20 protein-coding genes and 1 pseudogene are annotated in these 20,748 nt (G+C 61.6%); 4 read left to right on the forward strand and 17 right to left on the reverse strand.

What is annotated here, in order from left to right:
* Positions 1-14 precede the first annotated feature (14 nt).
* From ACTJJW_RS14295 to ACTJJW_RS14335, 9 genes are all read right to left on the reverse strand, one after another.
* Positions 15-1,118, reverse strand: coding sequence for an acyl-CoA dehydrogenase family protein (locus ACTJJW_RS14295; protein ID WP_462645769.1), 1,104 nt, complete (start codon positions 1,116-1,118; stop codon positions 15-17).
* Positions 1,119-1,157: 39 nt separating this feature from the next.
* Positions 1,158-1,562, reverse strand: a complete 405-nt coding sequence (locus ACTJJW_RS14300) for a type II toxin-antitoxin system VapC family toxin (RefSeq protein WP_462645771.1) — start codon at positions 1,560-1,562, stop codon at positions 1,158-1,160.
* Positions 1,559-1,816: a type II toxin-antitoxin system Phd/YefM family antitoxin gene (locus ACTJJW_RS14305; protein ID WP_462645773.1), complete on the reverse strand. Its 258-nt coding sequence runs from the start codon at positions 1,814-1,816 to the stop codon at positions 1,559-1,561. The genes ACTJJW_RS14300 and ACTJJW_RS14305 overlap by 4 nt, the downstream gene beginning before the upstream one ends.
* A 167-nt stretch (positions 1,817-1,983) precedes the next feature.
* Complete coding sequence (locus ACTJJW_RS14310; protein WP_462645774.1) at positions 1,984-2,397, reverse strand: antitoxin HicB; 414 nt, start codon at positions 2,395-2,397, stop codon at positions 1,984-1,986.
* Between the two features lie 10 nt (positions 2,398-2,407).
* A complete protein-coding gene (locus tag ACTJJW_RS14315) occupies positions 2,408-2,617 on the reverse strand; it encodes a type II toxin-antitoxin system HicA family toxin (protein ID WP_462645776.1) in 210 nt (69 codons plus the stop codon).
* Positions 2,618-2,648: 31 nt separating this feature from the next.
* Entirely contained in the window at positions 2,649-5,849 is a 3,201-nt protein-coding gene (locus ACTJJW_RS14320; protein WP_462645777.1) for a type I restriction endonuclease subunit R, read from the reverse strand.
* Complete coding sequence (locus ACTJJW_RS14325; RefSeq protein ID WP_462645779.1) at positions 5,849-6,898, reverse strand: restriction endonuclease subunit S; 1,050 nt, start codon at positions 6,896-6,898, stop codon at positions 5,849-5,851. The genes ACTJJW_RS14320 and ACTJJW_RS14325 overlap by 1 nt, the downstream gene beginning before the upstream one ends.
* Positions 6,891-8,516, reverse strand: a complete 1,626-nt coding sequence (locus tag ACTJJW_RS14330) for a class I SAM-dependent DNA methyltransferase (protein ID WP_462645780.1) — start codon at positions 8,514-8,516, stop codon at positions 6,891-6,893. The genes ACTJJW_RS14325 and ACTJJW_RS14330 overlap by 8 nt, the downstream gene beginning before the upstream one ends.
* Positions 8,516-10,696, reverse strand: coding sequence for a hypothetical protein (locus ACTJJW_RS14335; protein ID WP_462645782.1), 2,181 nt, complete (start codon positions 10,694-10,696; stop codon positions 8,516-8,518). Before ACTJJW_RS14335 ends, ACTJJW_RS14330 begins: the two co-directional genes overlap by 1 nt.
* Before the next feature lie 120 nt (positions 10,697-10,816).
* On the opposite strand from ACTJJW_RS14335, the gene ACTJJW_RS14340 reads away from it, so the two are divergent.
* The 3 genes from ACTJJW_RS14340 to ACTJJW_RS14350 are packed head-to-tail and all read left to right on the forward strand — an operon-like array spanning position 10,817 to position 12,709.
* Positions 10,817-11,101 carry a DUF3892 domain-containing protein gene (locus tag ACTJJW_RS14340; RefSeq protein ID WP_462645784.1) on the forward strand — a complete coding sequence of 95 codons (285 nt, stop codon included), beginning with the start codon at positions 10,817-10,819 and terminating at the stop codon, positions 11,099-11,101.
* Positions 11,102-11,127: 26 nt separating this feature from the next.
* Positions 11,128-11,649, forward strand: coding sequence for a hypothetical protein (locus ACTJJW_RS14345; RefSeq protein ID WP_462645785.1), 522 nt, complete (start codon positions 11,128-11,130; stop codon positions 11,647-11,649).
* Positions 11,650-11,692: 43 nt separating this feature from the next.
* Positions 11,693-12,709: a TM2 domain-containing protein gene (locus ACTJJW_RS14350; RefSeq protein ID WP_462645787.1), complete on the forward strand. Its 1,017-nt coding sequence runs from the start codon at positions 11,693-11,695 to the stop codon at positions 12,707-12,709.
* A gap of 138 nt (positions 12,710-12,847) precedes the next feature.
* Here ACTJJW_RS14350 and ACTJJW_RS14355 read toward each other — a convergent pair whose 3' ends face one another.
* Positions 12,848-13,237, reverse strand: a complete 390-nt coding sequence (locus ACTJJW_RS14355) for a VOC family protein (RefSeq protein ID WP_462645789.1) — start codon at positions 13,235-13,237, stop codon at positions 12,848-12,850.
* A gap of 121 nt (positions 13,238-13,358) precedes the next feature.
* Here ACTJJW_RS14355 and ACTJJW_RS14360 point away from each other — a divergent pair, with 121 nt between their 5' ends.
* The gene (locus tag ACTJJW_RS14360) at positions 13,359-13,994 is read left to right on the forward strand and encodes a phosphoribosyltransferase (protein ID WP_462645791.1); all 636 of its coding nucleotides are present in this window, start codon (positions 13,359-13,361) and stop codon (positions 13,992-13,994) included.
* Positions 13,995-14,049: 55 nt separating this feature from the next.
* Here the strand turns inward: ACTJJW_RS14360 and mnhG are convergent, their stop codons facing one another.
* The 7 genes and pseudogenes from mnhG to ACTJJW_RS14395 form a co-directional block, all read right to left on the reverse strand.
* Positions 14,050-14,481, reverse strand: a complete 432-nt coding sequence (gene mnhG, locus ACTJJW_RS14365; protein ID WP_462645793.1) for a monovalent cation/H(+) antiporter subunit G — start codon at positions 14,479-14,481, stop codon at positions 14,050-14,052.
* Positions 14,471-14,818, reverse strand: coding sequence for a monovalent cation/H+ antiporter complex subunit F (locus ACTJJW_RS14370; RefSeq protein WP_462645795.1), 348 nt, complete (start codon positions 14,816-14,818; stop codon positions 14,471-14,473). The genes mnhG and ACTJJW_RS14370 overlap by 11 nt, the downstream gene beginning before the upstream one ends.
* Complete coding sequence (locus ACTJJW_RS14375; RefSeq protein ID WP_462645797.1) at positions 14,815-15,510, reverse strand: Na+/H+ antiporter subunit E; 696 nt, start codon at positions 15,508-15,510, stop codon at positions 14,815-14,817. Before ACTJJW_RS14375 ends, ACTJJW_RS14370 begins: the two co-directional genes overlap by 4 nt.
* Complete coding sequence (locus tag ACTJJW_RS14380; protein ID WP_462645798.1) at positions 15,503-17,065, reverse strand: Na+/H+ antiporter subunit D; 1,563 nt, start codon at positions 17,063-17,065, stop codon at positions 15,503-15,505. The genes ACTJJW_RS14375 and ACTJJW_RS14380 overlap by 8 nt, the downstream gene beginning before the upstream one ends.
* A complete protein-coding gene (locus tag ACTJJW_RS14385) occupies positions 17,062-17,574 on the reverse strand; it encodes a Na(+)/H(+) antiporter subunit C (protein WP_462645800.1) in 513 nt (170 codons plus the stop codon). Before ACTJJW_RS14385 ends, ACTJJW_RS14380 begins: the two co-directional genes overlap by 4 nt.
* Positions 17,571-20,492, reverse strand: a complete 2,922-nt coding sequence (locus tag ACTJJW_RS14390) for a Na+/H+ antiporter subunit A (RefSeq protein ID WP_462645802.1) — start codon at positions 20,490-20,492, stop codon at positions 17,571-17,573. Before ACTJJW_RS14390 ends, ACTJJW_RS14385 begins: the two co-directional genes overlap by 4 nt.
* A gap of 137 nt (positions 20,493-20,629) precedes the next feature.
* A pseudogene (locus ACTJJW_RS14395) lies at positions 20,630-20,748 on the reverse strand (IS30 family transposase); the annotation flags it as partial.

The raw sequence follows: 20,748 nt of genomic DNA on the forward strand, positions 1-20,748 counted from the left end.
CGCTAAGCAACGGGTTAGTCGTCGAACAAATCGCCAGCAACAGTCCGATGCACCGACTCGGGGTTAGAGGGGTGGTAAATGCCGGCGAGCACGTCGCGTTGCAAGCGCGCGAGTTCGCTATTGCTGCGGAATGCGCCCCCACCAGCCGAGCGCATCACTTGGTCGACGACGTGGCGGGCGGTTTCCGTGGTGCGGTGCTTGAGGCCAGAAAGTTTGCGGAACCATCCCATCCCGTGATCAACGAGCCCATCAACGTCATCGACGACGCTGTGCAGTTGGGGTTCGATCGCATCAAGGGCGAGGGCGGCATCCGCCATACGCCACCGCAGGTCCGGATGCTCGGAGTACGCGTCACCGGTAATGGCCGAGCTGCGCTTCTGCAGTGCTTCGACCCCGAGTTCGAGGGCGCGGTCGGCGAGCCCCGCATAGACGGAGGCGATGAGCGGCAAGAAGTTCGCGAACACGGCGAAGATGAACGGGTCGGCGTTGGGGCCGACGGGCAGCACGCGGGCGACCCGGTTCGCGGGAACGAAGGCGCCGTCGAGCACGGTGGTGTGACTTTGGGTGGCGCGCATGCCGAGGGTGTCCCAGTCATCGAGGGAGCGCCATCCGGGGGCTGATCGCTCGATGAAACCATGCACGAGGGTTTCGGTGCCATCGTCGGCGGTGTGCTTGCCGAACGTTCCGAGCTGGGTCCACGCCGGCGAGAGTGAGGTAAAGATCTTGGTGCCCGTGAAGGCGTAACCGCCTTCGACGGTTTCTGCGGTGGTGAGCGAGTCCCACATGACGAGATCGTTGCCGGGTTCGCTGAGCCCGAAGGCGAACACTTCCCCGGCTTCGGCATCCGCGAGCAGCCAGTCGAGGCTGGTGTCGCCGCGTTCGCGGAGCGCCCAGGCGACGCCAATCCACACGAGGTGCATGTTGATGGCGAGCGCCGTGGCCGGAGCGTAGGCGGCGAGCAGTCTCTGGTCATCCGACAGCTCCCGCAGGCTGCGCGGCTTGAGGTAGCCGACGGCACGCAACTCTTGCAAGTCTTCGGTGAAGAAGATGTTCTCGCGGTCATAGCGGGCAGCCCGCGACCGGATGCGTTCGAGCAGTGCGGGGGTGAGTACCGTCATGGGTTCACGCTACCGCGCGGTGCGGAACAACCCAGCAAGTCACAACTCCAACGGAGATGATGTCACATTCACTGCCAAGTTTTTTGCTGCCGCAGCAAGGCGATTGTCGTTGGTCCATAGCTCATCGCAACCGTGCATTTGGGCAGCAGCGAGATGCAGTGCATCCGGTGTTTTGAGTCCGTATCGGGCTCGAAGTTCGGCCGCTCTCATGTAGTGCTCCGTTTCCAGGGGAAGGGGCTTGAAGTTGTGAAGCGCTCGGAGATAGTGATCGTGAAGCCCATAATTTTCGTCACGAAGCGGGCCGACTAGGCATTCGAGCGTGACAAGGGGGCTGACCGCCACTACGGCATCAGCCGAGTCGGTGAGCCGTTGGCGCACAGCGTTGCCGCGCGGCCCATCATCTTCGACTACGTAAATCACCATGCAGGAGTCGAGGTAGATCACTCCCAGCCCTCACGCTCGGATGCGATCTGACGGTCGAGCTCTGCTGCGGTTCGTGCCGGGTGGCTGGGAACCGGATTGCGGGTTAGCCACTCTGCAGCTTGTGCAGCGGTGTGCTCGGGGGCGATCTCGACAGCACGCACGAGTCGCGCGACCGGCTTACCTCGCTTGGCGATCACCACTTCATCACCGTTGCCCACTGCCGCGACGAGTCGGGACAGTGTGTTGCGCGCTTCAAGGATGTTTACGTGTCTCATTTGACACCTCCGACTTTATGGCTAGCTTACCTAGCCAGGATACCGCAAAACGTGTCTGGGCTCAATGATCTAGTGAGCTTCAAGCACGGATCGGGGATGTCTTTTGCGGCTTCTGGCGCTCGACCCAGAGGTCGTAGGCGGTCTGCCTGCCGGGCCAGCGCTCGGAGCTAGGCACTCTTCTGCAGCGCGTCGGCGTTCTCGATCTTGCTGAGTTGTTGCACACGTTGGGGCGAAAGCCCCAGCACGATTCCGGCGTCTTTGTAGGTGAGGCCCTCTGCACGGAGACTAGCGACGGCTCGACGCGCAAACGTCGCGGCTTCTGCGCTTTCTTTGCGGGCGGCAATCTCCAGCTTTTTCGCTCGTTCCCACGCAATGCGGGCTTCGCCCGGTATCTCGACATCGAGAGCAACATCGAACGAATCGGGTTCGACGTCCAGCCAAAGTCCAATTACCTCACGAGCAACTTCCTCGATCTCACTCGCACTGCGCGCCTGGCCCACGGTGTCGAGTTCGGGTACTTGCACGAACCACCAACGGCCATCTTTGCGAGCAGTGACGTCGTATGTCTTTCGGTTCGCCATTGTTGTTCCCCTATCGCCAGTTCTGTGGGGTCTCCGGCAGCTTCTTCATCAGTTGCCCAACGACTCCCGCGCTCACTTCGCCGTGGCGCGGTATCGATTCTCTTACTGACGCGTCGGGCAGTCCCCACATTTCGTGGCTACCTTTCGCGTCCCGAAGGAAGACCCAGCCGTTTGCCTTCACTACCTTGATGACATCTCGGTACTTCTGCGGCTTCGGCATCAGCTTACTCTAGCCCCACTTGATTTTTCCATCAAGCCCCACTAGACGAATTGGAGTTATCGCGCTCATCGGCATACCGCGGCGCCATCGACTCCATCTGTTCCATGACCAACTTGATGGCGTCGGGTTGCTTGTCTGGCGGATACCCGTTGAGAACGAGCAGACGTTTGATGGACGAGCGCAGCTTGGCACGCACGTCGTCGCGCACAGTCCAGTCGGTTCGCACATCGCGGCGCATCACCTGAACGAGGCCGCGCGCAATGTCCGCAAGTTTGCCATCGCCCTGCACTTCAACAGCCGATTCGTTCTGGGCTACCGCGTCATAGAACGCGAGTTCGTCTGGGGAGAGCGATGGGTCAAAGGTTTCGCCCCGCTTTCCTTCGGCGGCAACCTCGCGAGCCAGCTCCACCAGCTCCGCAATGACCTCGGCTGAGGTCAGTTGTTGGTTGGTGTACTTGTTCATGAGCTCGGTGATGCGTTCGGAGAATGCGCGTTGACGAATCACGTTGTTGCGAGTGACCGCCGTCAACTCTTCGGTGAGCATCGTACGCAACGCTTCGATCGCCAGCTGCGGGTTCCGCGCATTCTGTGTTGTGGCAACAAACTCGGGCGTGAGATCACTGAGCGATGGTTTGGGCATTCCTGCCGCTTCGTAGATGTCATACACCTCGCCGGCATCTGTCGCTTGGGCGATGAGCTGTCCAAGCAGGCGTTGGATGTCTTCGGGTACGGGTTCGTCGCGGTTCTGACGATCCATGGCGTCGAATTTGGCCATCCAGACGCGCACTTCTTCATAGAACGAGATCTCTGGGTGCAGGTCTGCAAGGTTTGTGCGTCCGCTGGCGAGGGCCCAGGCGCGGGCGAGTTGTCCGGAGAATTTGCGGTAGCGGGCAGCCAACGTGTCATCGCCAAGCGAAGGATCATTGCCGGGTGTTGCCACACTGCGGAGGTAGTTTGCGGCACCGCTGGCAGCGTTGAGATAGGCCTTGGGGCCACCCTTTTTGAGCACAGCACGCCACTCATAGCCGGCGAGTAGCTCGCGCAGTTTATTGACGAGTTCGGTCGCCAATGCGACGGCTTCGTCGACTGAGCGGCCGATGGGTTTGTTCTTTTGGTCGCTTTTTGTGTACTCAGCGAGTGCATCTTTGAGGTTGTCGACGAGGGGTGCGTAGGCGACGAGTAATCCGTCTTCTTTGCCTCGGAAGGTGCGGTTAACGCGCGCGAGGGTCTGCATGAGCAGTGCGCCCTTGAGGGGGCGGTCGAGGTAGAGAGTGTGGAGTGGTGGTGCGTCGAAGCCGGTGAGCATCATGTTCTGCACGATGACAAGCTCGAGTTCGTCATCTACGTCTTTGAGGCGAGTTTTGATGGCGTCGTTCTGCGAGGGTCGACGCACGTGTTCGACGATCGGCGAGGGGTCGGAGGGGGTTCCCGAGTACACGACTTTGACCTTGCCGGCGGTGAGGTCGTCGGAGTGCCAGTCGGGTCGCAGGGCGATGATTTGGTCGTAGAGTCGGGCACAGATTTCGCGGGTGGCGCCGACGATGAGGGCTTTTCCGGGTGCTTCGATGAATGGGAGCATCCGTGTGCGACGTTCTTCCCAGTGGGTGACGAGGTCGGCGGCGAGGGCTTCGAGTCGTTCGGGGGCACCGTAGATGGCGTTGACCACGGCGACGGATGCTTCGATGCGGGCCCGTTCGGTGTCGTCGAGGCTGGTGGTGGCGTCGTCGGCTGCGGCATCCAGTTCTTCTTGGGTGATGCCGTCGGCGAGGCTGACTTTGATGAGGCGGGGTTCGAAGTAGACGGGCACGGTGGCTTTGTCATCGACGGCGCGGGTGAGGTCGTAGATGTCGATGTAGTCGCCGAAGACATCTTGGGTGTTGCGGTCGTCAAAGGAGATGGGGGTGCCGGTGAAGGCGATGAGGGTGGCATTGGGGAGGGCGTCGCGCAGGTGGCGGGCGTAGCCGTCGAGGTCGTCGTAGTGGCTGCGGTGGGCTTCGTCGACGATGACGATGACGTTGCGGCGGTCGGAGAGGAGGGGATGTTCGGTGCCGGTGGCGCGTTCTGCGTCGGTGCGTCCGAATTTTTGGAGGGTGGTGAAGTAGATGCCGCCGGTGGTGCGGTTGCCTATTTCGTCGCGCAGTTGGGTGCGGCTTTTGATTTGTTGGGGTTTTTCGGCGAGCAGCATGCTCTGGTTGAAGGTTTGGAAGAGTTGGCCGTCGAGTTCGGTGCGGTCGGTGATGACGACGATGGTGGGGTTTTTGAGTTTGGGGTGCCGGGTGACGAGGTTGGCGTAAAGCTCCATTTCCATGGATTTGCCTGAGCCTTGGGTGTGCCAGACGACGCCGGCTTTTCCGTTGGATTCGACGGCTTGCACGGTGCTGCGGATGGCTTTGGCTACGGCGAAGTATTGGTGGGGTTTGGCAATGCGTTTGGTAAGGCCGTCAGCGTTTTCGTCGAAGGCGGTGTAGTTGCGCAGTAGCTGCAGGAAGCGCGTTTGGTTGTAGAGCCCCTCGATGGCGTCTTCGAGGCCAAAGATGGTTTCACCGTTCTCGATTCGGTTGGGCGCAACTGGCACACCGTCGTCGTTGATGTTCCAGGGTGCGAAGTGGTTAAGCGGGGTGAAGGGGGTCCCGTATTTGGCGTCGAGTCCGTCGCTGGCGAGGGTGAAGACGCAGAACCGGAAGGCGAGGGGAAATTCGCGCAGGTAGGTGCCGAGTTGGGCGTGGGCGGAGGCGACATCCGCAGTTTTGCTGCCGGCTTTTTTGAGTTCGATGATGCTGACGGGCATGCCGTTGCAGTAGAGCACGAGGTCGAAGCGTCGTTTGTAGTCGCCTTGGATGAGGGTGACTTGGTTGACGGCGAGCCAGTCGTTCTGGTCGGGGTCGGCGGAGAGCAGGCTGATGGTGGGGTTGGTTTCGACCCCGTCCGTGTCGATGTAGCTGAGCCGGAACCCGTCGACAAGGTATTGGTGGATGCGAAGGTTTTCGGCGATCGCATCTTTCGACTTGGGGGCCGCAATCTCGGCGACCGCTTGCGCGAGGTATTGCGCGGGCACGTCTGGGTTGAACTTTTGGAGCGCTGCGAGGAGGCGCGGTCGGATGAGGAGCTCATCCCAGCTGTCACGCTCGCCTGATCCTGGGGCGATTTTGTCGCCGGTGAGCGGGAGCCACCCCAACTCTCCGAGGGTGTCGAGGGTGAGTTGTTCCCAGTCTGCTTCTGACATTCCGACCATCACACGACCTCTTCGATCTTCTTCTCGGCGTCTTTCACGCGGAGCCTGCCCGACATGAGTTCGGGGAGGAGCGTGTCGCGGAGGGCAACTAGTTGTCTACTCTCGACTTCGAGGGTCGTGCGGAGACTGAACAGTCCGGTTGAAACGTCCGTGAGCTCGACGTGGTTTGCCGGCTCAGGTAAAGGCACGCGCTTGTTCATCAATTCTTGCCAATGGCGTTTGTACTCTTCTTGCTTCTGCACTCCTTGCAAAGCGAAAAAGAGCATTGCCGTATCGACCCCATCTCCAACAAATGGGATTGTATTTGGCCCGACGAAGAAGCCTTGTGTTGCGACTCGCAACTTGCAGGTGTGGTCTCCGAAATAGAGGACCGGCTCTGACGGTGAAGCGTGAAAGTAGCCCTCCCCCGATGCAAATCCAAGCAGACCTTCATCGCTTTGATCGAAAATTGGAACTACTCCCTCGCGAATCACGTCGACTTTAGAAAGCTTTCGCGTCTGAACCAGCCTTCGCACAAGATCAGCCACCGGCACCAAGCGGCTAGGCGCATGCTCAATCTTTTGGTCGTATAGAGCGGCCATCAGAGCCATCGCAATTCGTACGACGTCAATGTTTGCGGCAATCTTGTCGTCGAGCGCACCCAGCACTTCCGCGATTCCTACCTGTTCCAAGTACTCAGGTACCAAGACCGGCATCGAGGCGAACGCGTCGCGCGTAGTCGAGGGAATTGCAGAGCCAGAATCGAGTCCGTTTATGTCGGAAAGTTGGAGCGAATAATAAGCCCAGCGGTCGTAAATCCCCTCCGCAGTAACTAAGTAAAACGCGGTATCAATTACCCAAAACGGTCGCGCGGAGTAGTGGACACCTCTGTAAGCACCCTTTCTGCCAATGATTACCCCAGCTCGATCTACCTGCGGCTCTGTGGTGAAACCAATCTCGCCATTCGTCCCATACACAGGGACTTCTTCTCCGCTGGTTTCCCGGTAGCCGCTTAGCGCCTTGCCGTATTTAAGCTCGGAGATGTCACCCCATCTCTTCTTTTCAAACATCGAGTCTCCCAAGCTGCCGCTTCACAGCCGTTGCTAGGCGCTCTGATTCTTCGAATCGAGCGAGCAATTCGCTCTTCAGCCGCTCGATCTTCGGCTGTGAATCTTCTCCATCACTTGCCGCTTCCGCCGATCCGACGAAACGCCCAGGCGTTAGCGCGTAGTCGGCAGCCTTCACCTCGGCCAAGGTCGCGGAGTAGCTGAAGCCGGGCTCGTTCTCGTAGGTGAGCCCGGCATCCGTCGCCGACTTTGTGCCGCGCCACGCACGGAACGTGTTCGCTATTTTCGCAATGTCATTATCGCTGAATGCGCGCTCGGCACGGTCAACCATGTGGCCGAGGTTGCGGGCATCGATGAACAGCACCTGACCAGTGCGGTCGATAGTTCCGTCTGCTCCCGCGGTTTTGTCTTTCGCGAAGAACCACGTGCACACCGGGATACCGGTACTTCGGAACAGTTGAGTTGGAAGCGCCACCATGCACGACACGAGATCCGCCTCCACGAGTTGCGCGCGAATATCGCCCTCGCCACCGGAGTTCGACGACATCGAACCATTCGCCATCACGACACCCGCACTACCACCAGGGGCAAGCTTCGAGATGATGTGCTGAATCCACGCATAGTTCGCGTTCCCCGCAGGTGGCACACCGTAACGCCAACGCGGATCGCTTTCGCTACGCGCCCAATCCTTGATATTGAACGGCGGATTCGCCATCACAAAGTCAGCCTGCATGTCCGGGTGCTGATCGCGCGCGAACGTGTCACCCCAGCGGCTCGCCAGATTGCCATTCAGGCCGTGGATCGCAAGGTTCATCTTCGCCAAACGCCACGTGCGCTCGTTCAGCTCCTGACCATAAACAGAGATGTCGCTTCCCTCTTTATTGTGCGACTCCAAAAACTTCTCCGCCTGCACAAACATGCCACCCGACCCACAACACGGGTCATACACACGACCATGCGTCGGCTCCAAAATCTCCACCAGCACGCGAACCACGCCAGCCGGCGTGTAGAACTCGCCACCACGCTTACCCTCAGCGGCCGCGAACTTCTCCAAGAAGTACTCATACACCTCACCCAAAAGGTCACGCGCACGCGTCGAACCCTGACCAGTGAAACGCGCCGAATTGAACAAGTCGACTAGCTCGCCCAGACGGCGCTGATCAATGTTGTCCTTGTTATAGAGACGCGGAAGAGTTGCCGCAAGCGCCGGATTCGACGCCATGATCGCCTCCATCGCCTCATCAATCAACAGACCGATCGACTTCGTCGGCTCCGCCGTCGATGCCGCAATACCCTTCGCGTTCTCCGACAGAAACCCCCACCGGGCATTGGCCGGAACCCAAAACACCCCATGACCGGTGTACTCGTCGACGTCATCAATGAGCTGTGCGATCTGGTCCTCGCCCAGACCGTCAGCCTCAAGCTCGGTCGCGATCTGAGTGCGACGCTCCTCGAACGCATCCGACACATACTTCAGAAAGACAAGCCCCAGGATGATGTCCTTATACTGCGACGCATCCATCGAACCGCGCAGCTTATCGGCGGCCTTCCACAGGGTGTCTTTCAGTTCCTTCATGGTCGACGGAGCAGCATCCGTTTTCGTCTTGGTGCGAGGGGACATCAGTTAGTTCCTTCCGGTAGGGCAATTATGGCGGCATCACTGCCGGTAATGATCTGGTTGTTGTGGGTAGTCAGAGTGCCGGCAACAACGCCGCCGACAAGAATATTTTCGAGATCGACGAGTGTGCGCATCCGCTCAGCAAGCACTGCCCGCTCGGACTCGACACTCTGCAGCGCCTGCGCCAAACCAGCGCGCTCAGTAGGAACTACACGGCGCACAAGCCAACGCTTCCACTCACGCGACGACTGGTCGGCAATATCCGACGCGAGCAACTCTGAGACGAGGCCCGCCGGGTCTGACTGGTTGATGCGCAATATCCGTGCCGGATAACGCACGACTGAAAATCCTGCGGTGTCGACGAACGCTTTCGGATGCGGGCTCGTGCAGAACACGACATCGCCCGGCTCCGTCAGTCGGGCCGCCGGATACTCCGCCGCCAGAACCAGCCGGTCGATCTTTCGGGCGCCGATCTCGACCTGACCGGTCAACTCCTCGACGCCGATCACGGTATAGCCGGTCCCCACATCTAGATCCTCTGACGTTAGGCGGGCACCGGAAAGGCAACGCACATGGTGCGAACCAGCGAGCGAACCCAACGTTTCAGCAGGCAAAGTCAGTGGCGAATCAGCGGGAACGACATTTCGCACCGCTTCGGGAGCATCGTCGCCGAGGGCCGCAATGATCGCATCCAAGCGTGCCGGGAAATCAGCCCCCACCTGTTGGCGTTGTTGCGTCGCCGTAGTGCGCGGCACCGTCACTACCGGCTTCGTCGACGCGACCAACGAACCCGACCGCGCCAGAAGAGCACCCGTCGAGACCGGGCGAGCGAAACGGAACGCGTGAGCGCGGATCGAACTCTCGCTACCCATCGCTGCCGTCAGATCGCTCACCAGGTCGGTTCGCATCCCCGCCAACAGCGGCTCATCGCCCAGATCAGCCACCATCGTCCACTTGTCGGCACGCGCCACCGACTCGTGGGCCGGACCACACACCCACAGCGCGAGCGCCTGACGCGGGTTACCCGTTACCAGCCCGCGCGGCAGCCGGACTATCGCCCGTAGCTTGCCGGAACGGAGAATCTGCGAACGGATCGCATCGGCCTCAGCCGTGAGCCGACCAACAGTCAGCACGGATGCCGGCGCAAGCACAACAGCCCGCTGGGCGTCATCCATCTGAAGAACAATGTTGTCAATCTCCGACAGGATCTGCACCGGCGACATCACCGGCGACTCAGGGTGCGGGAACTGCGCCACATGCACCGGTGCACCAGTAGCCTCAAACTCACCCGTGCTCGATACCGCCAAGGAGGCGTGCGGCAGTTGGTGCGCTACGAGGCGACGACGCAATAGCCGCGCCCCAGGCCCATTCGTGTTCGCGGTGATCACCGCGGCGTCGATACTCTCATCGACTGACTTCAGGACGGCGACTAGCAGGTCGCCGCACGCGCCGGTCGGGTCCACAAATATGGGCTGGTTGGGGTGGGCGGCAGGGTTGCTCCTCGCCAGCTCCACGGCAAGCTCGCTGACCAGAGCAGCAGCCTCCGGTTCGAGAGCCGTGCGCGAGAGAGCCCTGTGGCCCTCCCGAAAACGTTCCCCCAGAAGAGACTCGAAAGCGGCGGACGCGCCATAGGCGCCATCCACCAGAACATCAACAAAGCGGGCCATCGCAACAAGCTCATCGCCCAGGGCGACTACTTCGCTCTGAAGGCTGGTGTCATCCGGATCGACCTCATCGGCAAGATCGAGAAGCTGCTCACGATCGAACGCCCCAATGGGCTCATCGGTGGCGGCACGCAACGCTACCAACGCGGTGAGGGCATGAAAAGACTCTGAATCGCCACGACTAGTCGCATCGAAGCGGGCGAAGGCGGGAGCATCCGCGACCACATCGGGGTTGTTGCCCCGGCCCGTTGCCACCAACCATTCCGCTACCTGCCGCGCATCAAACACCTCGCTACCGCGATCCTCCGCAACAGGAGCCGGGAACGGCGCATCGGATGCCGCAGCGCGAGAACGCCACATCGACACCACCGGGCGCTGCACCTGCGCCAACCGCGCAATACCGGAAAGGGAGATGAACAGGTTCGGCTTCGTTGCGGTCATGACTCCCCCTTCGGCTGAGGTCTGCGGCAGTGGTGCACGGCTGTGGCACACGATGAGCTTAGCTCGATCTTGTGTCATTTGGATCATGTTATGCGATAAGCCCCATTATCAGCCAGTTTTGCAGTTAGTGAGCGCTGGTGCTGCACGCTTCACTAAGTCACGGCAGGAGGCCCTGACAGCTGAACAAAGGAGCAACCAATGCTGTACATCCGCCAAGTTCGCGTTCAGGCGCCGGGCACCACAAACCAACACATCACCGACCTCAAATACTCGGGCACAAAGACCGGCCCGCTTATGACGGCGAGCCGCGGAACAATCGTCAGCGTCATCGATGGCGGCGGAGCCGTCTACACCTACAACAACACGACCGGGGCGGGTGCTCGGGTCGTCACTCGCGATGGCGCGAACTACGTCAAATACATCACCACAGTGGCCGACGGCAGAGAAACCAACAACCTACTCGAACTGCCGCGGTTCCAGTAAGCGACCGCGAAGAAAGGAAAGAGAAAGTGACCACAACAGAATCAGACACACCGCATCCGACGGAACCCGTAACCCCGACAAACGAGCCCGCGGCACCTCAGGCCTCCTCACTAGCCAAACTAGCCAAGCCCGTCGCGTTCGGGCTCGTAGGAGCTGGAATTGGGCTCACGCTCGGTCTTGTTCTCGGGCTCGCCGTGATCCCCACAATAGGAAATGTGGCCGGTGGTGTCCTCTCCGCCGCACAACCCAGCCCCATCACGACCGCTGTCGAAACCTGCGAGCTCGAAAGTAACCGGTGGATCACAATCGGTGACGAAGGACAGAGCCTGTCGATGGACAGCTTCGGCGAAGAATCATCCGGAGCAGAGTTCGACGACATCTTCTGCATGCTCGACGAGCTCAACACGCCAGACAGTGTTCTCAACCGAATCAATAGCACCCGCGCACTCGATGGTCGGCAGGATGCCGACTGGGACGGGTACAGCGCCTCCTGGGGTTACCACCCCGACAACGGCCTCGACATCGTCATCGAGATTAAACGCGACTAACTCACCACAATCACCAATCACCAATCACCAACGAAGGAGCATCATGACCACTGATACACAGCAACCGTCTGCCGAACTTCCCCCACCAATCCCTGCCGTTCCTGCGGCACCAGACTCCTCCAAGTCGTTCCTCGTAACCTGGCTGCTCTCCCTGCTGCTCGGCATCTTCGGAGTCGACCGCTTCTACCTCGGCAAGGTCGGCACCGGCATCCTGAAACTCATCACGTTCGGCGGTGCAGGAATCTGGTACCTCATCGACCTCATCCTCGTGCTCACCGGTGCACAGAAAGACAAGCAGGGGCTGCCCCTCGCCGGCTACGCCCAGCACAAAAAGCTCGCCTGGATCGTCACCGGCATCCTGATTCTGCTCTCCATCATTACCGGCTCGGTCAACGGCGGCAATGCCGCAAACCAGTCATCGGATGTCCCCAGCACGAGCACCGAACAATCGACCGACTCCGACACCGAGCCCGCCGCAGAAGCACCTGCCGAAGACACCAACACCGTGCAGAGCTGGGCGGATGACACCTTCGGTACCTTTGACACCATCACCGAGACCGGCACCGGCGACAACCTCATCACGCTGCCCAAAGGCGCAAAAGCAGGCATCGTCACCGCAACCCATGACGGTGGATCAAACTTCGTTGTCAACGCGCTTGACGCAAGCAACGCCGCCACAGGTGACCTGCTCGTCAACACGATCGGCGCCTACAACGGCATCAGCGTGTACGGCTTCAACTCCTTCAGTGATGCCACGACCCTCGAGGTGAAAGCCGACGCAAACTGGACCATCACCATCGCGCCCATCTCGACTGCCCCCGCCCTTGTGGCATCCGGCATCGGTGATGGCGTGTACCTGTTCGATGGCCCCGCCGGGAAACTCACCGCAACCCACGACGGCTCAAGCAACTTCGTCGTGCTCGAAGAAACCGGCGAAACATTCTCCATGGGCCTCCTCGTCAATGAGATCGGAACCTACAGCGGAACAGTGCCGCTGAGCGCAGGCCCCTCCGTCATCAGCGTCCAGGCTGATGGCGCCTGGACACTTCTGGCCGAGTAGTCGCCAGCGACTGAGCAACACTGCGGGGCGGGGCCGTGAGGTCTCGCCCCGTTGGCTCGCCCCGGGTGTCTGGGTCATCGTCGACCGCGGGATACTGCGCCGTGCCGCCGCCGGAAAACCGCCACCGACGTGCGCGAACTAGCCGTTCAATACGGAGAGCACATTTCCGGCGGGATCCATGAACCAGGCAATTTGCATCCCGTGTCCTCGCGCGATCCCATTCTCGTCAGTCTCGAGCTCACCTTCTTTTCCGGAGTTCTCGTAGATCTTCGTGCGTACCCCGAGCTTGTTCAGCTGGTCGACGGCGGCCTCCACGTCGTCGGCTACAAAGTTCAGCACCGTGTAACTGGCGGGTTGGTGATCGTCCTTCGGGTAGACGAACACTTCCGCTCCGCCCGGCAGGGTCACCCTTAGCGAACCCATCTCGTCGTCAGCGAGGGTCAGGCCCAGGGTCTCACCATAGAAGGTCTTCGCGGCGGCAATATCGTCTACGCTGAAACCGGAGTATGCGTTTGTTGGAGTAAACATGATGTCCCTACTCTCCTAACGGGCCACGTGCCCCGAACGGAGCACCGTGAGCGGCTCGTGTAGACATTCCACACCCGCCGTAGTTCGTGTGCAACCCTTCTCTGAGCAAGGGAGTCAAACCATGTTGTTCCGTGATCGTTCCGATGCCGGCCGAAAGCTTGCCGCCCAACTCGAACATCTGTCGGCTGAAAAACCTATTATCTTGGGATTGCCCCGCGGTGGAGTCCCGGTCGCCGCGCAGGTCGCCCAGGCTCTGGATGCCCCACTCGACGTCATCGTCGTACGCAAACTTGGTGCGCCGCTCAACGAGGAGTTCGCGATGGGTGCGATCGGAGACGGCGTCGAAGTGCTGAGCGAAAACACGATCCGCACTTTGGGGGTGACTCCCGAGCAATTGCAGCGGGTGCGGGCCCGTGAGCAGAAAGAATTGGGGCGGCGGTTGGAGAGGTTCCGTGCCGGTCGTCCACCGCTCGACTTACACGGCCGCACCGCGGTCGTGGTCGATGACGGAATCGCGACCGGATCCACTGCGATGGCCGCGTGCCAAGTGGTGCGCGCGCTCGGTGCCAACAGAGTGGTGCTGGCGGTGCCGGTCGCACCGCCCAGCTTCATGCCCGGTGACAACATCGACGAATTCGTCTGTCTGGAGCGACCCGCACGCTTCATGGCGATCGGCCAGTGGTACACCGACTTCACGCAAACCACGGACGACGAGGTGCTGCGCTGGCTGAGCCCAATTGCTGAGCCCGATTGCTGAACGCCGCTGCTGCAGCGCTCTCCTTGCGAGGTCCGGGGCGGACCCTATGTCGTGTTCAGGAATCTGACGATTCTCCCGACGAGTCGTTGTCGCCCGGTGACGGTTGTGTCGACACCTTCTGGCTGGACGCCCCTTCTCCGTTCGCCCGCTCAATCGCGTCGGCGAGGTCATCCTCATAAATCAGGTCCTTCCTGAAGTTGCCCATGCGGTAGGCGGCCCGTGCGACGATATGTGCCGAGATGGGCACTGTGAGCATCTGGAACACGAAAACGGGGATCAGCACCAGCATCATCGACCAGCTGCGCGCTGACAGCGCGAGCGCGATGAGCACGAGAACGAGGCCGAGCACCTGCGGTTTGGTTGAGGCGTGCAGCCTGCTCGGTGCATCGGGAAACCGCACAAGCCCGACACCGGCAGCGACGGTCAGGATGCCGCCGAGCAGTAACAGGATTGCGGCGATCAGGTCCGGGATGGTGTCAGTCGTCAACGGGGGCCTCCCCTTGTGGGCCCGCAGCTGCGGCGGTCCCGATCGCGTTCGCACCATTCCGGGCAGGTGTAGTGCTGGCGTCCTGCTTCGAGACGTAGCGGGCGACCGCGATCGTGGCGAAGGTTGCCGTCGCGGCGAGTGCGAGCATGACCGGGACGGTGCGCGTGTGTCCGTTGATCACCATGTCGGCCCCGACAGCCAGCATGAGGGTCGTCAGCAGAACGTCGGACGCGATCATCCGGTCGAGGATAGTCGGCCCCCGAAGCAGACGGTAGAGGGCGAACAGGGCGCCAACGGCGAACAACGCTACGGCAGCCACATGAAGTGCCGGGATCATCGCGGTCCGTCCTCTCGGTCGCTCGACGTGCGAGCGCTCCGCGCACGATCGTCATACCGCGAGGCGAGCATCCTGCAATTGGCGACATCCTCCGGGGATCCGAGCGCCCGCACGAGCGAGCGCTCCACCGAGTGGACGGAGCGCTGCAGGGCGTTCACCGCGACCTCATTCGTGGTGTTGAGGGCATGCAGGTATAGTACGGATTCCTGACGATCCACCTCGAGAACTAACGAACCAGGAATAAGAGTGACCGAGATCGCGGTGAGGGTCATAATGATGTCGGAGCGTGTCACCAGTTGCACCGCAATGATTGAGTTGCCCGTAACCCCCCTCGGGGAAAAGGCACGCCACGCGACATTCACCGAACCGGCCACCAGCTCACCCAAGAACCGGATCAGGTAGACGGCGAACCAGAACGGGTTGAAGCGACCGGAGAGTTGCACCGGAGGCAGGTAAAGGGTGCTCGTCACCGCGAGGGCGATCGCCACCCCGCTCGTCACACTGAGCACGCTGATGGTCCCCCACAACAGCATCCATAAGGCAACGAGGACGAGGATGAGCGGGAGCTGCTGCCAGATACGCCAGCCAAGCTCGCGCCGGGTCAGCGGATCGCTGGTCTCGGGCGGTTCGATTTCGGGCGTGTCACTGCCACCCGGACGGTCACCGGGGTTGGTGACGGCAGGATCAGTCATCGTCACCAACCGGAAATACGATGCCAACATACGTGCGCGGACCCTGCAGGTTCTGGCCCGCACGGTCGCTGTAGCTATAGAGCGGGCCTGCGAATACGGTGAGCGCGAGGCTGACCAGCACCATGATCCCGGTCGCCACTACCATCAGGGTTGGCGCTCGCCGGATGGCGCGCACCTTCGTGGAACCGGGTGCTTCGGAGACGTTCTCGAGCAGCGGCGACTCGTATCCCTGAACGTCTTTCGCAGGCCGCCAGAAGGCCATGTTCCACACACGGGCGAGAGCATAGAGGGTGAGGAGCGAGACAAGGGCCCCGGCCGCGATGAGCACATAACCGAGGGGTGTGCCCTGCTGTGCAGTCGCCTCGAAGAGTGCGAGTTTGCCGATAAATCCAGAGAAAGGTGGGATGCCCCCGAGGTTGAATGCGGGAACGAGGAACAGCACAGCCACCAGCGGCGCGGCCTTCAGTAGACCGCCCAGCTTCGTGATGGAGGTCGTGCCGCCGATGCGTTCGATAAGTCCCGCACCGAGGAACAAGGTCGTCTGCACGATGATGTGGTGCACGATGTAATAGATCGCAGCAGCCGTACCCGCCACGGTGCCCAGCGATATCCCGAGGATCATGTAACCGATATGACTGACCAGCGTGAACGAGAGCAGACGTTTGATGTCCGCCTGCGCGACCGCGCCGAGCACGCCGATGACCATGGTGAGAAGCGCAACCACCATGAGTGCGGTGTTGAGTTCCGGGCCGGGAAAGATGATCGTCTCGGTGCGGATGATCGCGTAGACGCCGACCTTGGTGAGAAGCCCCGCGAACACAGCGGTGACCGGTGCCGGTGCCGTCGGATACGAGTCTGGCAGCCAGAACGACAGGGGAAAGATCGCGGCTTTGATGCCGAAGGCGATGAGGAGCATCACGTGCAGCACGATCTGCACGTCGAGCGGGATCTGCTCCATTCGCAGCGAGATCTGCGCAATATTGACGGTGCCCACCGCACCGTAAATCATCGCGATGGCGGCGAGGAAGAAGAACGACGACACGAGGCTAACCACAACGTAGGTGGTCCCTGCCCGGATGCGCTCCTGCGTCCCCCCGAGGGTGATGAGCACGTAGCTGGCTACCAGGAGAATCTCGAAGCCGACGTACAGGTTGAAAAGATCTCCCGCAATGAACGCGTTAAAGACACCTGCCGCGAGAATCAGGTAGGTCGGATAGTAGATCGACACGGGGGTCTCGTTGTCTCGGTCGGCGAGGCCCTGACCGAGAGAGAAGACGAGAACGGCGAGGAGAACGATCGCGGAGACGACGACCATGAGCGCCGAGAGGCGGTCGACGACGAGCACGATGCCGAAGGGGGCAGCCCAGCCGCCGACCTCCATCGCGAGCGACCCTTCAGCATCCACGACCGAAATGAGTACCGCTCCTATGGCAAGAACTACGACGAGGGCGCCAATGGCGATGACACGCTGTGCCTGGGGTCGCTTGCCGAGGATTAGAGTCAGCGCGGCACCCACGAGCGGGGTCAAGACGACGAGGGGGACGAGTGCGTTCATGCGTCACCCCGGTCTGTGGTGATCGTCGACTGCTCTGTCTCGTCGGCTGCTGCCTGTGCGTCCGCCTCTTCGAGATCGCGCATCTCTGTGACATCATCGTCGCTGAAGTCACTGCCCGAGGTGGTGCCGACCGGATTCTCGCCCGGAACGCCGAGGCTGATGCGAAGCGCGATATCGTCCTCGTCGTCCTGGAGGGTGTCGCCTTGCGCGAGTCGCCAGGCCCGGTAGATGAGCGCCAGCAAAAACGCCGATACACCGAAGGTGATGACGATGGCGGTGAGGATAAGGGCCTGAGGCAGGGGGTCAGTCATGTCTTCCGCGGGGATGCCCCCGCCGACGATCGGTGCGATGCCGGCCTTGCCCGCCATGATGAGCAGAAGCAGGTTGGTGGCGTTGCCGACGAGCAGAAAGCCGAGCAACACCCGCGTGACGCTGCGCTCGAGCATGAGATAGATACCGCACGCGTACAATACGGCCATAACGACGATGGGGACCACTGCGATGCTCACGACGGTGCCCCCTCTGAGCCAACGCCCTGCTTCTCAGTCGTGCCCACATCGTCTTCCTCATACTGCCGGTCGACTTCTGCCCCGAGGCTGCGCAGCACGTCGAGCACAAGTCCGATGATAACGAGGTACACACCGATGTCGAAGATAGTGGATGTCACGAACTCAACGTGGCCGAAGATGCCGAGCTCAGCCTCGAACAGGGTCGAGGCGAGCGCGTCACGACCGAAGAGCAGTGGGGTTATTGCCGTTCCGACCGCGAGCACCAGGCCAGCACCAAGAACTTTGCCGGCTTCCACTGGCGCGGCCGCACCGAGTTCGTGTCGACCCCCGGCGACGAATCGGGCCACGAGCGCCATGCCTGCGACGATCCCTCCAGCGAATCCTCCCCCTGGTGCGTTGTGGCCGGAAAGCAGCAGGTAGAGCGAGAGCACGATGATGGAGTGGAAGAGCAATCGCACGACCACCTCGAGGAGAATGGAACGGTTGCGGTCGGCGAGCGCTCCACCGGCCAGCAACCACGACCCGCGGTCGTCGTTGCTCGGATCGCTCGCGTTTCGCAGTGTGGCGCGGCCGGTCAGCTGAGCGTCACGCCGTGCGACTTTCGGAAGGTTGTCGACCCCTCGACCACTGATGAATACGAGGCTCGCCACACCCGTCGCGGCAGCAATGATGACGGAGAGCTCCCCCATCGTGTCCCACCCGCGAATGTCGACGAGTGCGACGTTGACAACGTTGCGTCCATAGCCCTGCTCATAGGCGAGGGCCGGCCACTGGATCGAGATGGGAAGCTGCGTCCTCGCCCCGGTTGCGACGAACGCGACGACGGCCATGATCGTTCCGACGGCGATGCCGATAGTTGCTCGGAGACCGCGTCGCACCGAGCCGTGAGCTTCGCCGAGCCTGGCCGGCAGTCGCCGCAGAACGAGTACAAATGCAATCAGGGTGACGATCTCAACGAGCACCTGGGTGAGGGCGAGGTCGGGGGCGCCCTGCAGTGCGAAGAGCGCCGACATCCCCATCCCGGTCACTCCGACGAGCACCGCCGCCTGGAACCGTTTCGCCGCTCGCGTCACCGCAATCGCGGCGATCACCATGATGAGGCCGATGACGGCCTGCACGGGGTAATCCCACAGCCGGAGGGAGCCGGTCCAGGTGCGGTTGAGCACGAGCGAAGCACCAACCGCGAGCACGAATACGGTCAGGATGACGCCGAGGTAGAACGGCAAGGATCCGCGCTGGGTGAGGCTCGTCGTGCGTGCCGCCGTGCGATCGATCGCGCGCATGACGGTGCCGTAGCCGTCGGCTGCCGAGTAGCCGGTTGCGACACGCTGCTGCAGGTGAGCGACCCGGATTCGGGCGAAGAACAGCACTGCGCCGGTCGCCAGGGTGAACGCCGAGAGTCCGAGCGCAGGTTCGAGGCCGTGCCACAGCGCGAGATGGTAGGTCTCGGACCCTCCCGATGCCGGGTCCGTGGTGAACAGCGCCGGGTAGCCCGCGATGAAGCGGTCGACGACGGGTGCCGCGAGCCCTAGTACGAGCCCGGTCAGCGCGAGTATGACGGGTGCGCCCCAGAACAATGGTCGCTCTCGGACTGGCCCGATGAGCTCGACACCCGGTTTGGTGGCAAAGGCGCCCCACATGAACCGGGCGCTGTACGCCACGGTCAGCACCGACGCGAGCACAACTCCGATGAGCGCGATCCACCCGAGGGCAGCCCCGCCCTCGGCGTCGGTGAGCAGAGCGGTGAACGCGGCCTCTTTCGCGACGTAACCGATCGTCGGCGGAAACCCGATCATCGACGCGAGCGCGAGCGCGGTTGTGACGGCAAGAACCGGGACACGCCGCCCGAGACCCGAGATCTTGCGCAGGTCGCGGGTTCCGGTGCGGTGATCGATGATGCCGACCGCGAGAAACAGGGTGGATTTGTAGAGTGCGTGAGCGAGCAGCAGCGCGATACCCGCGAGCGCCGCATCCTTCGTGCCATAGCCGACGATGACGAAGAGGAACCCGAGTTGGCTGACGGTGCCCCAAGCGAGGATGAGTTTCAGGTCGTTCTGCTTGAGCGCGTTCCACCCGCCCAGCAGCATCGTGGTGAGACCCAGCACGACAACCACTTCGCGCCACCCGGGTGTGTCTGCGAATCCGGGGGCGAACCGCGCGACAAGGTAGATGCCGGCCTTGACCATGGCCGCGGCGTGCAGGTAGGCGCTCACGGGCGTCGGTGCTGCCATAGCTGCCGGCAGCCAGAACTGGAACGGCACGATAGCCGATTTGGATGCTGCGCCGACGAGCACGAGCATGATCGCGACAATTGCGATGGTGTCTGACGGGCTCGCAGCGATGATCCCGGAAAGGCTGGACGTGCCCGTCTCGACCGAGAGCAGCACTAGGCCGACGAGCATGACGAGCCCGCCGAGAGTCGTGACCAGCAGTGCCTGCAGGGCCGCCCCCCTACTGGCTTTCTTGCCGGTGTAGTGGCCGATCAGCAGGTAGGAGAGCACGCTCGTCGCCTCCCAGAAAACGAAGAGCAGGTACACGTCGTCGGCGAGCACCAGCCCGTACATCGCACCGGCGAATGCGAGCAGCAGGCCGGCAAATCGGCCGAGGGCGACTTCGTCGTTCTCGAAGTATCGCGCGCAGTAAATGAGCACGAGGGCGCCGACTCCGGTTACGACGAGGGTGAGCAACCACGAGAGCGTATCCATGCGCACCGAGATCGAGAGTCCGAGTTCCGGGATCCAGTCAACGTTCTGCGCGATCGCTGTGCCGGCGACAACGCGCGGTCCGTCTACGAGCGCTGCGATGAAAGCTGCCAGCGGCACGAGCGCTGCGACGAAGAATACCTGGCGACCGAGCCATCGCGTGAGGGTCGGCATGATGAGCGCCCCGGCACCGAATGCTGCGAGGAGAGCGAGCATCGGGCCTCCACGGCGTTGATCGGTCATTCAGGGCGGTTCCGGCGGCGGGACAACCGGGAGGAAATAGCGGGCCTTTACGCACGTTGCCCACGGCTATTCTAATGGGGGATGGGCAAATTGGCTCAGTGACCCGGGTTCTAGTTCGAGGTGCAACACGGTGTGGTTTCCTTCGATGATAGTTCTTGGAAGATTTCAGCGGGGGTTGCCCAGCCGAGGATTTTGCGGGGGCGGTTGTTGATCTCGGTGATGAACTCGT

It is taken from the genome of Rhodoglobus galactosidasius (assembly GCF_054957775.1).

What these genes read in the sequence shown, in the direction of transcription:
- ACTJJW_RS14295 (WP_462645769.1), bottom strand. Translation starts at nt 1,118, where the DNA reads ATGACGGTACTCACCCCCGCACTGCTCGAACGCATCCGGTCGCGGGCT.
- ACTJJW_RS14305 (WP_462645773.1), bottom strand. Translation starts at nt 1,816, where the DNA reads ATGAGACACGTAAACATCCTTGAAGCGCGCAACACACTGTCCCGACTC.
- ACTJJW_RS14310 (WP_462645774.1), bottom strand. Translation starts at nt 2,397, where the DNA reads ATGGCGAACCGAAAGACATACGACGTCACTGCTCGCAAAGATGGCCGT.
- ACTJJW_RS14315 (WP_462645776.1), bottom strand. Translation starts at nt 2,617, where the DNA reads ATGCCGAAGCCGCAGAAGTACCGAGATGTCATCAAGGTAGTGAAGGCA.
- ACTJJW_RS14320 (WP_462645777.1), bottom strand. Translation starts at nt 5,849, where the DNA reads ATGGTCGGAATGTCAGAAGCAGACTGGGAACAACTCACCCTCGACACC.
- ACTJJW_RS14325 (WP_462645779.1), bottom strand. Translation starts at nt 6,898, where the DNA reads ATGTTTGAAAAGAAGAGATGGGGTGACATCTCCGAGCTTAAATACGGC.
- ACTJJW_RS14330 (WP_462645780.1), bottom strand. Translation starts at nt 8,516, where the DNA reads ATGTCCCCTCGCACCAAGACGAAAACGGATGCTGCTCCGTCGACCATG.
- ACTJJW_RS14335 (WP_462645782.1), bottom strand. Translation starts at nt 10,696, where the DNA reads ATGACACAAGATCGAGCTAAGCTCATCGTGTGCCACAGCCGTGCACCA.
- ACTJJW_RS14340 (WP_462645784.1), top strand. Translation starts at nt 10,817, where the DNA reads ATGCTGTACATCCGCCAAGTTCGCGTTCAGGCGCCGGGCACCACAAAC.
- ACTJJW_RS14350 (WP_462645787.1), top strand. Translation starts at nt 11,693, where the DNA reads ATGACCACTGATACACAGCAACCGTCTGCCGAACTTCCCCCACCAATC.
- ACTJJW_RS14355 (WP_462645789.1), bottom strand. Translation starts at nt 13,237, where the DNA reads ATGTTTACTCCAACAAACGCATACTCCGGTTTCAGCGTAGACGATATT.
- ACTJJW_RS14360 (WP_462645791.1), top strand. Translation starts at nt 13,359, where the DNA reads ATGTTGTTCCGTGATCGTTCCGATGCCGGCCGAAAGCTTGCCGCCCAA.
- ACTJJW_RS14370 (WP_462645795.1), bottom strand. Translation starts at nt 14,818, where the DNA reads ATGATCCCGGCACTTCATGTGGCTGCCGTAGCGTTGTTCGCCGTTGGC.
- ACTJJW_RS14375 (WP_462645797.1), bottom strand. Translation starts at nt 15,510, where the DNA reads ATGACTGATCCTGCCGTCACCAACCCCGGTGACCGTCCGGGTGGCAGT.
- ACTJJW_RS14380 (WP_462645798.1), bottom strand. Translation starts at nt 17,065, where the DNA reads ATGAACGCACTCGTCCCCCTCGTCGTCTTGACCCCGCTCGTGGGTGCC.
- ACTJJW_RS14390 (WP_462645802.1), bottom strand. Translation starts at nt 20,492, where the DNA reads ATGCTCGCTCTCCTCGCAGCATTCGGTGCCGGGGCGCTCATCATGCCG.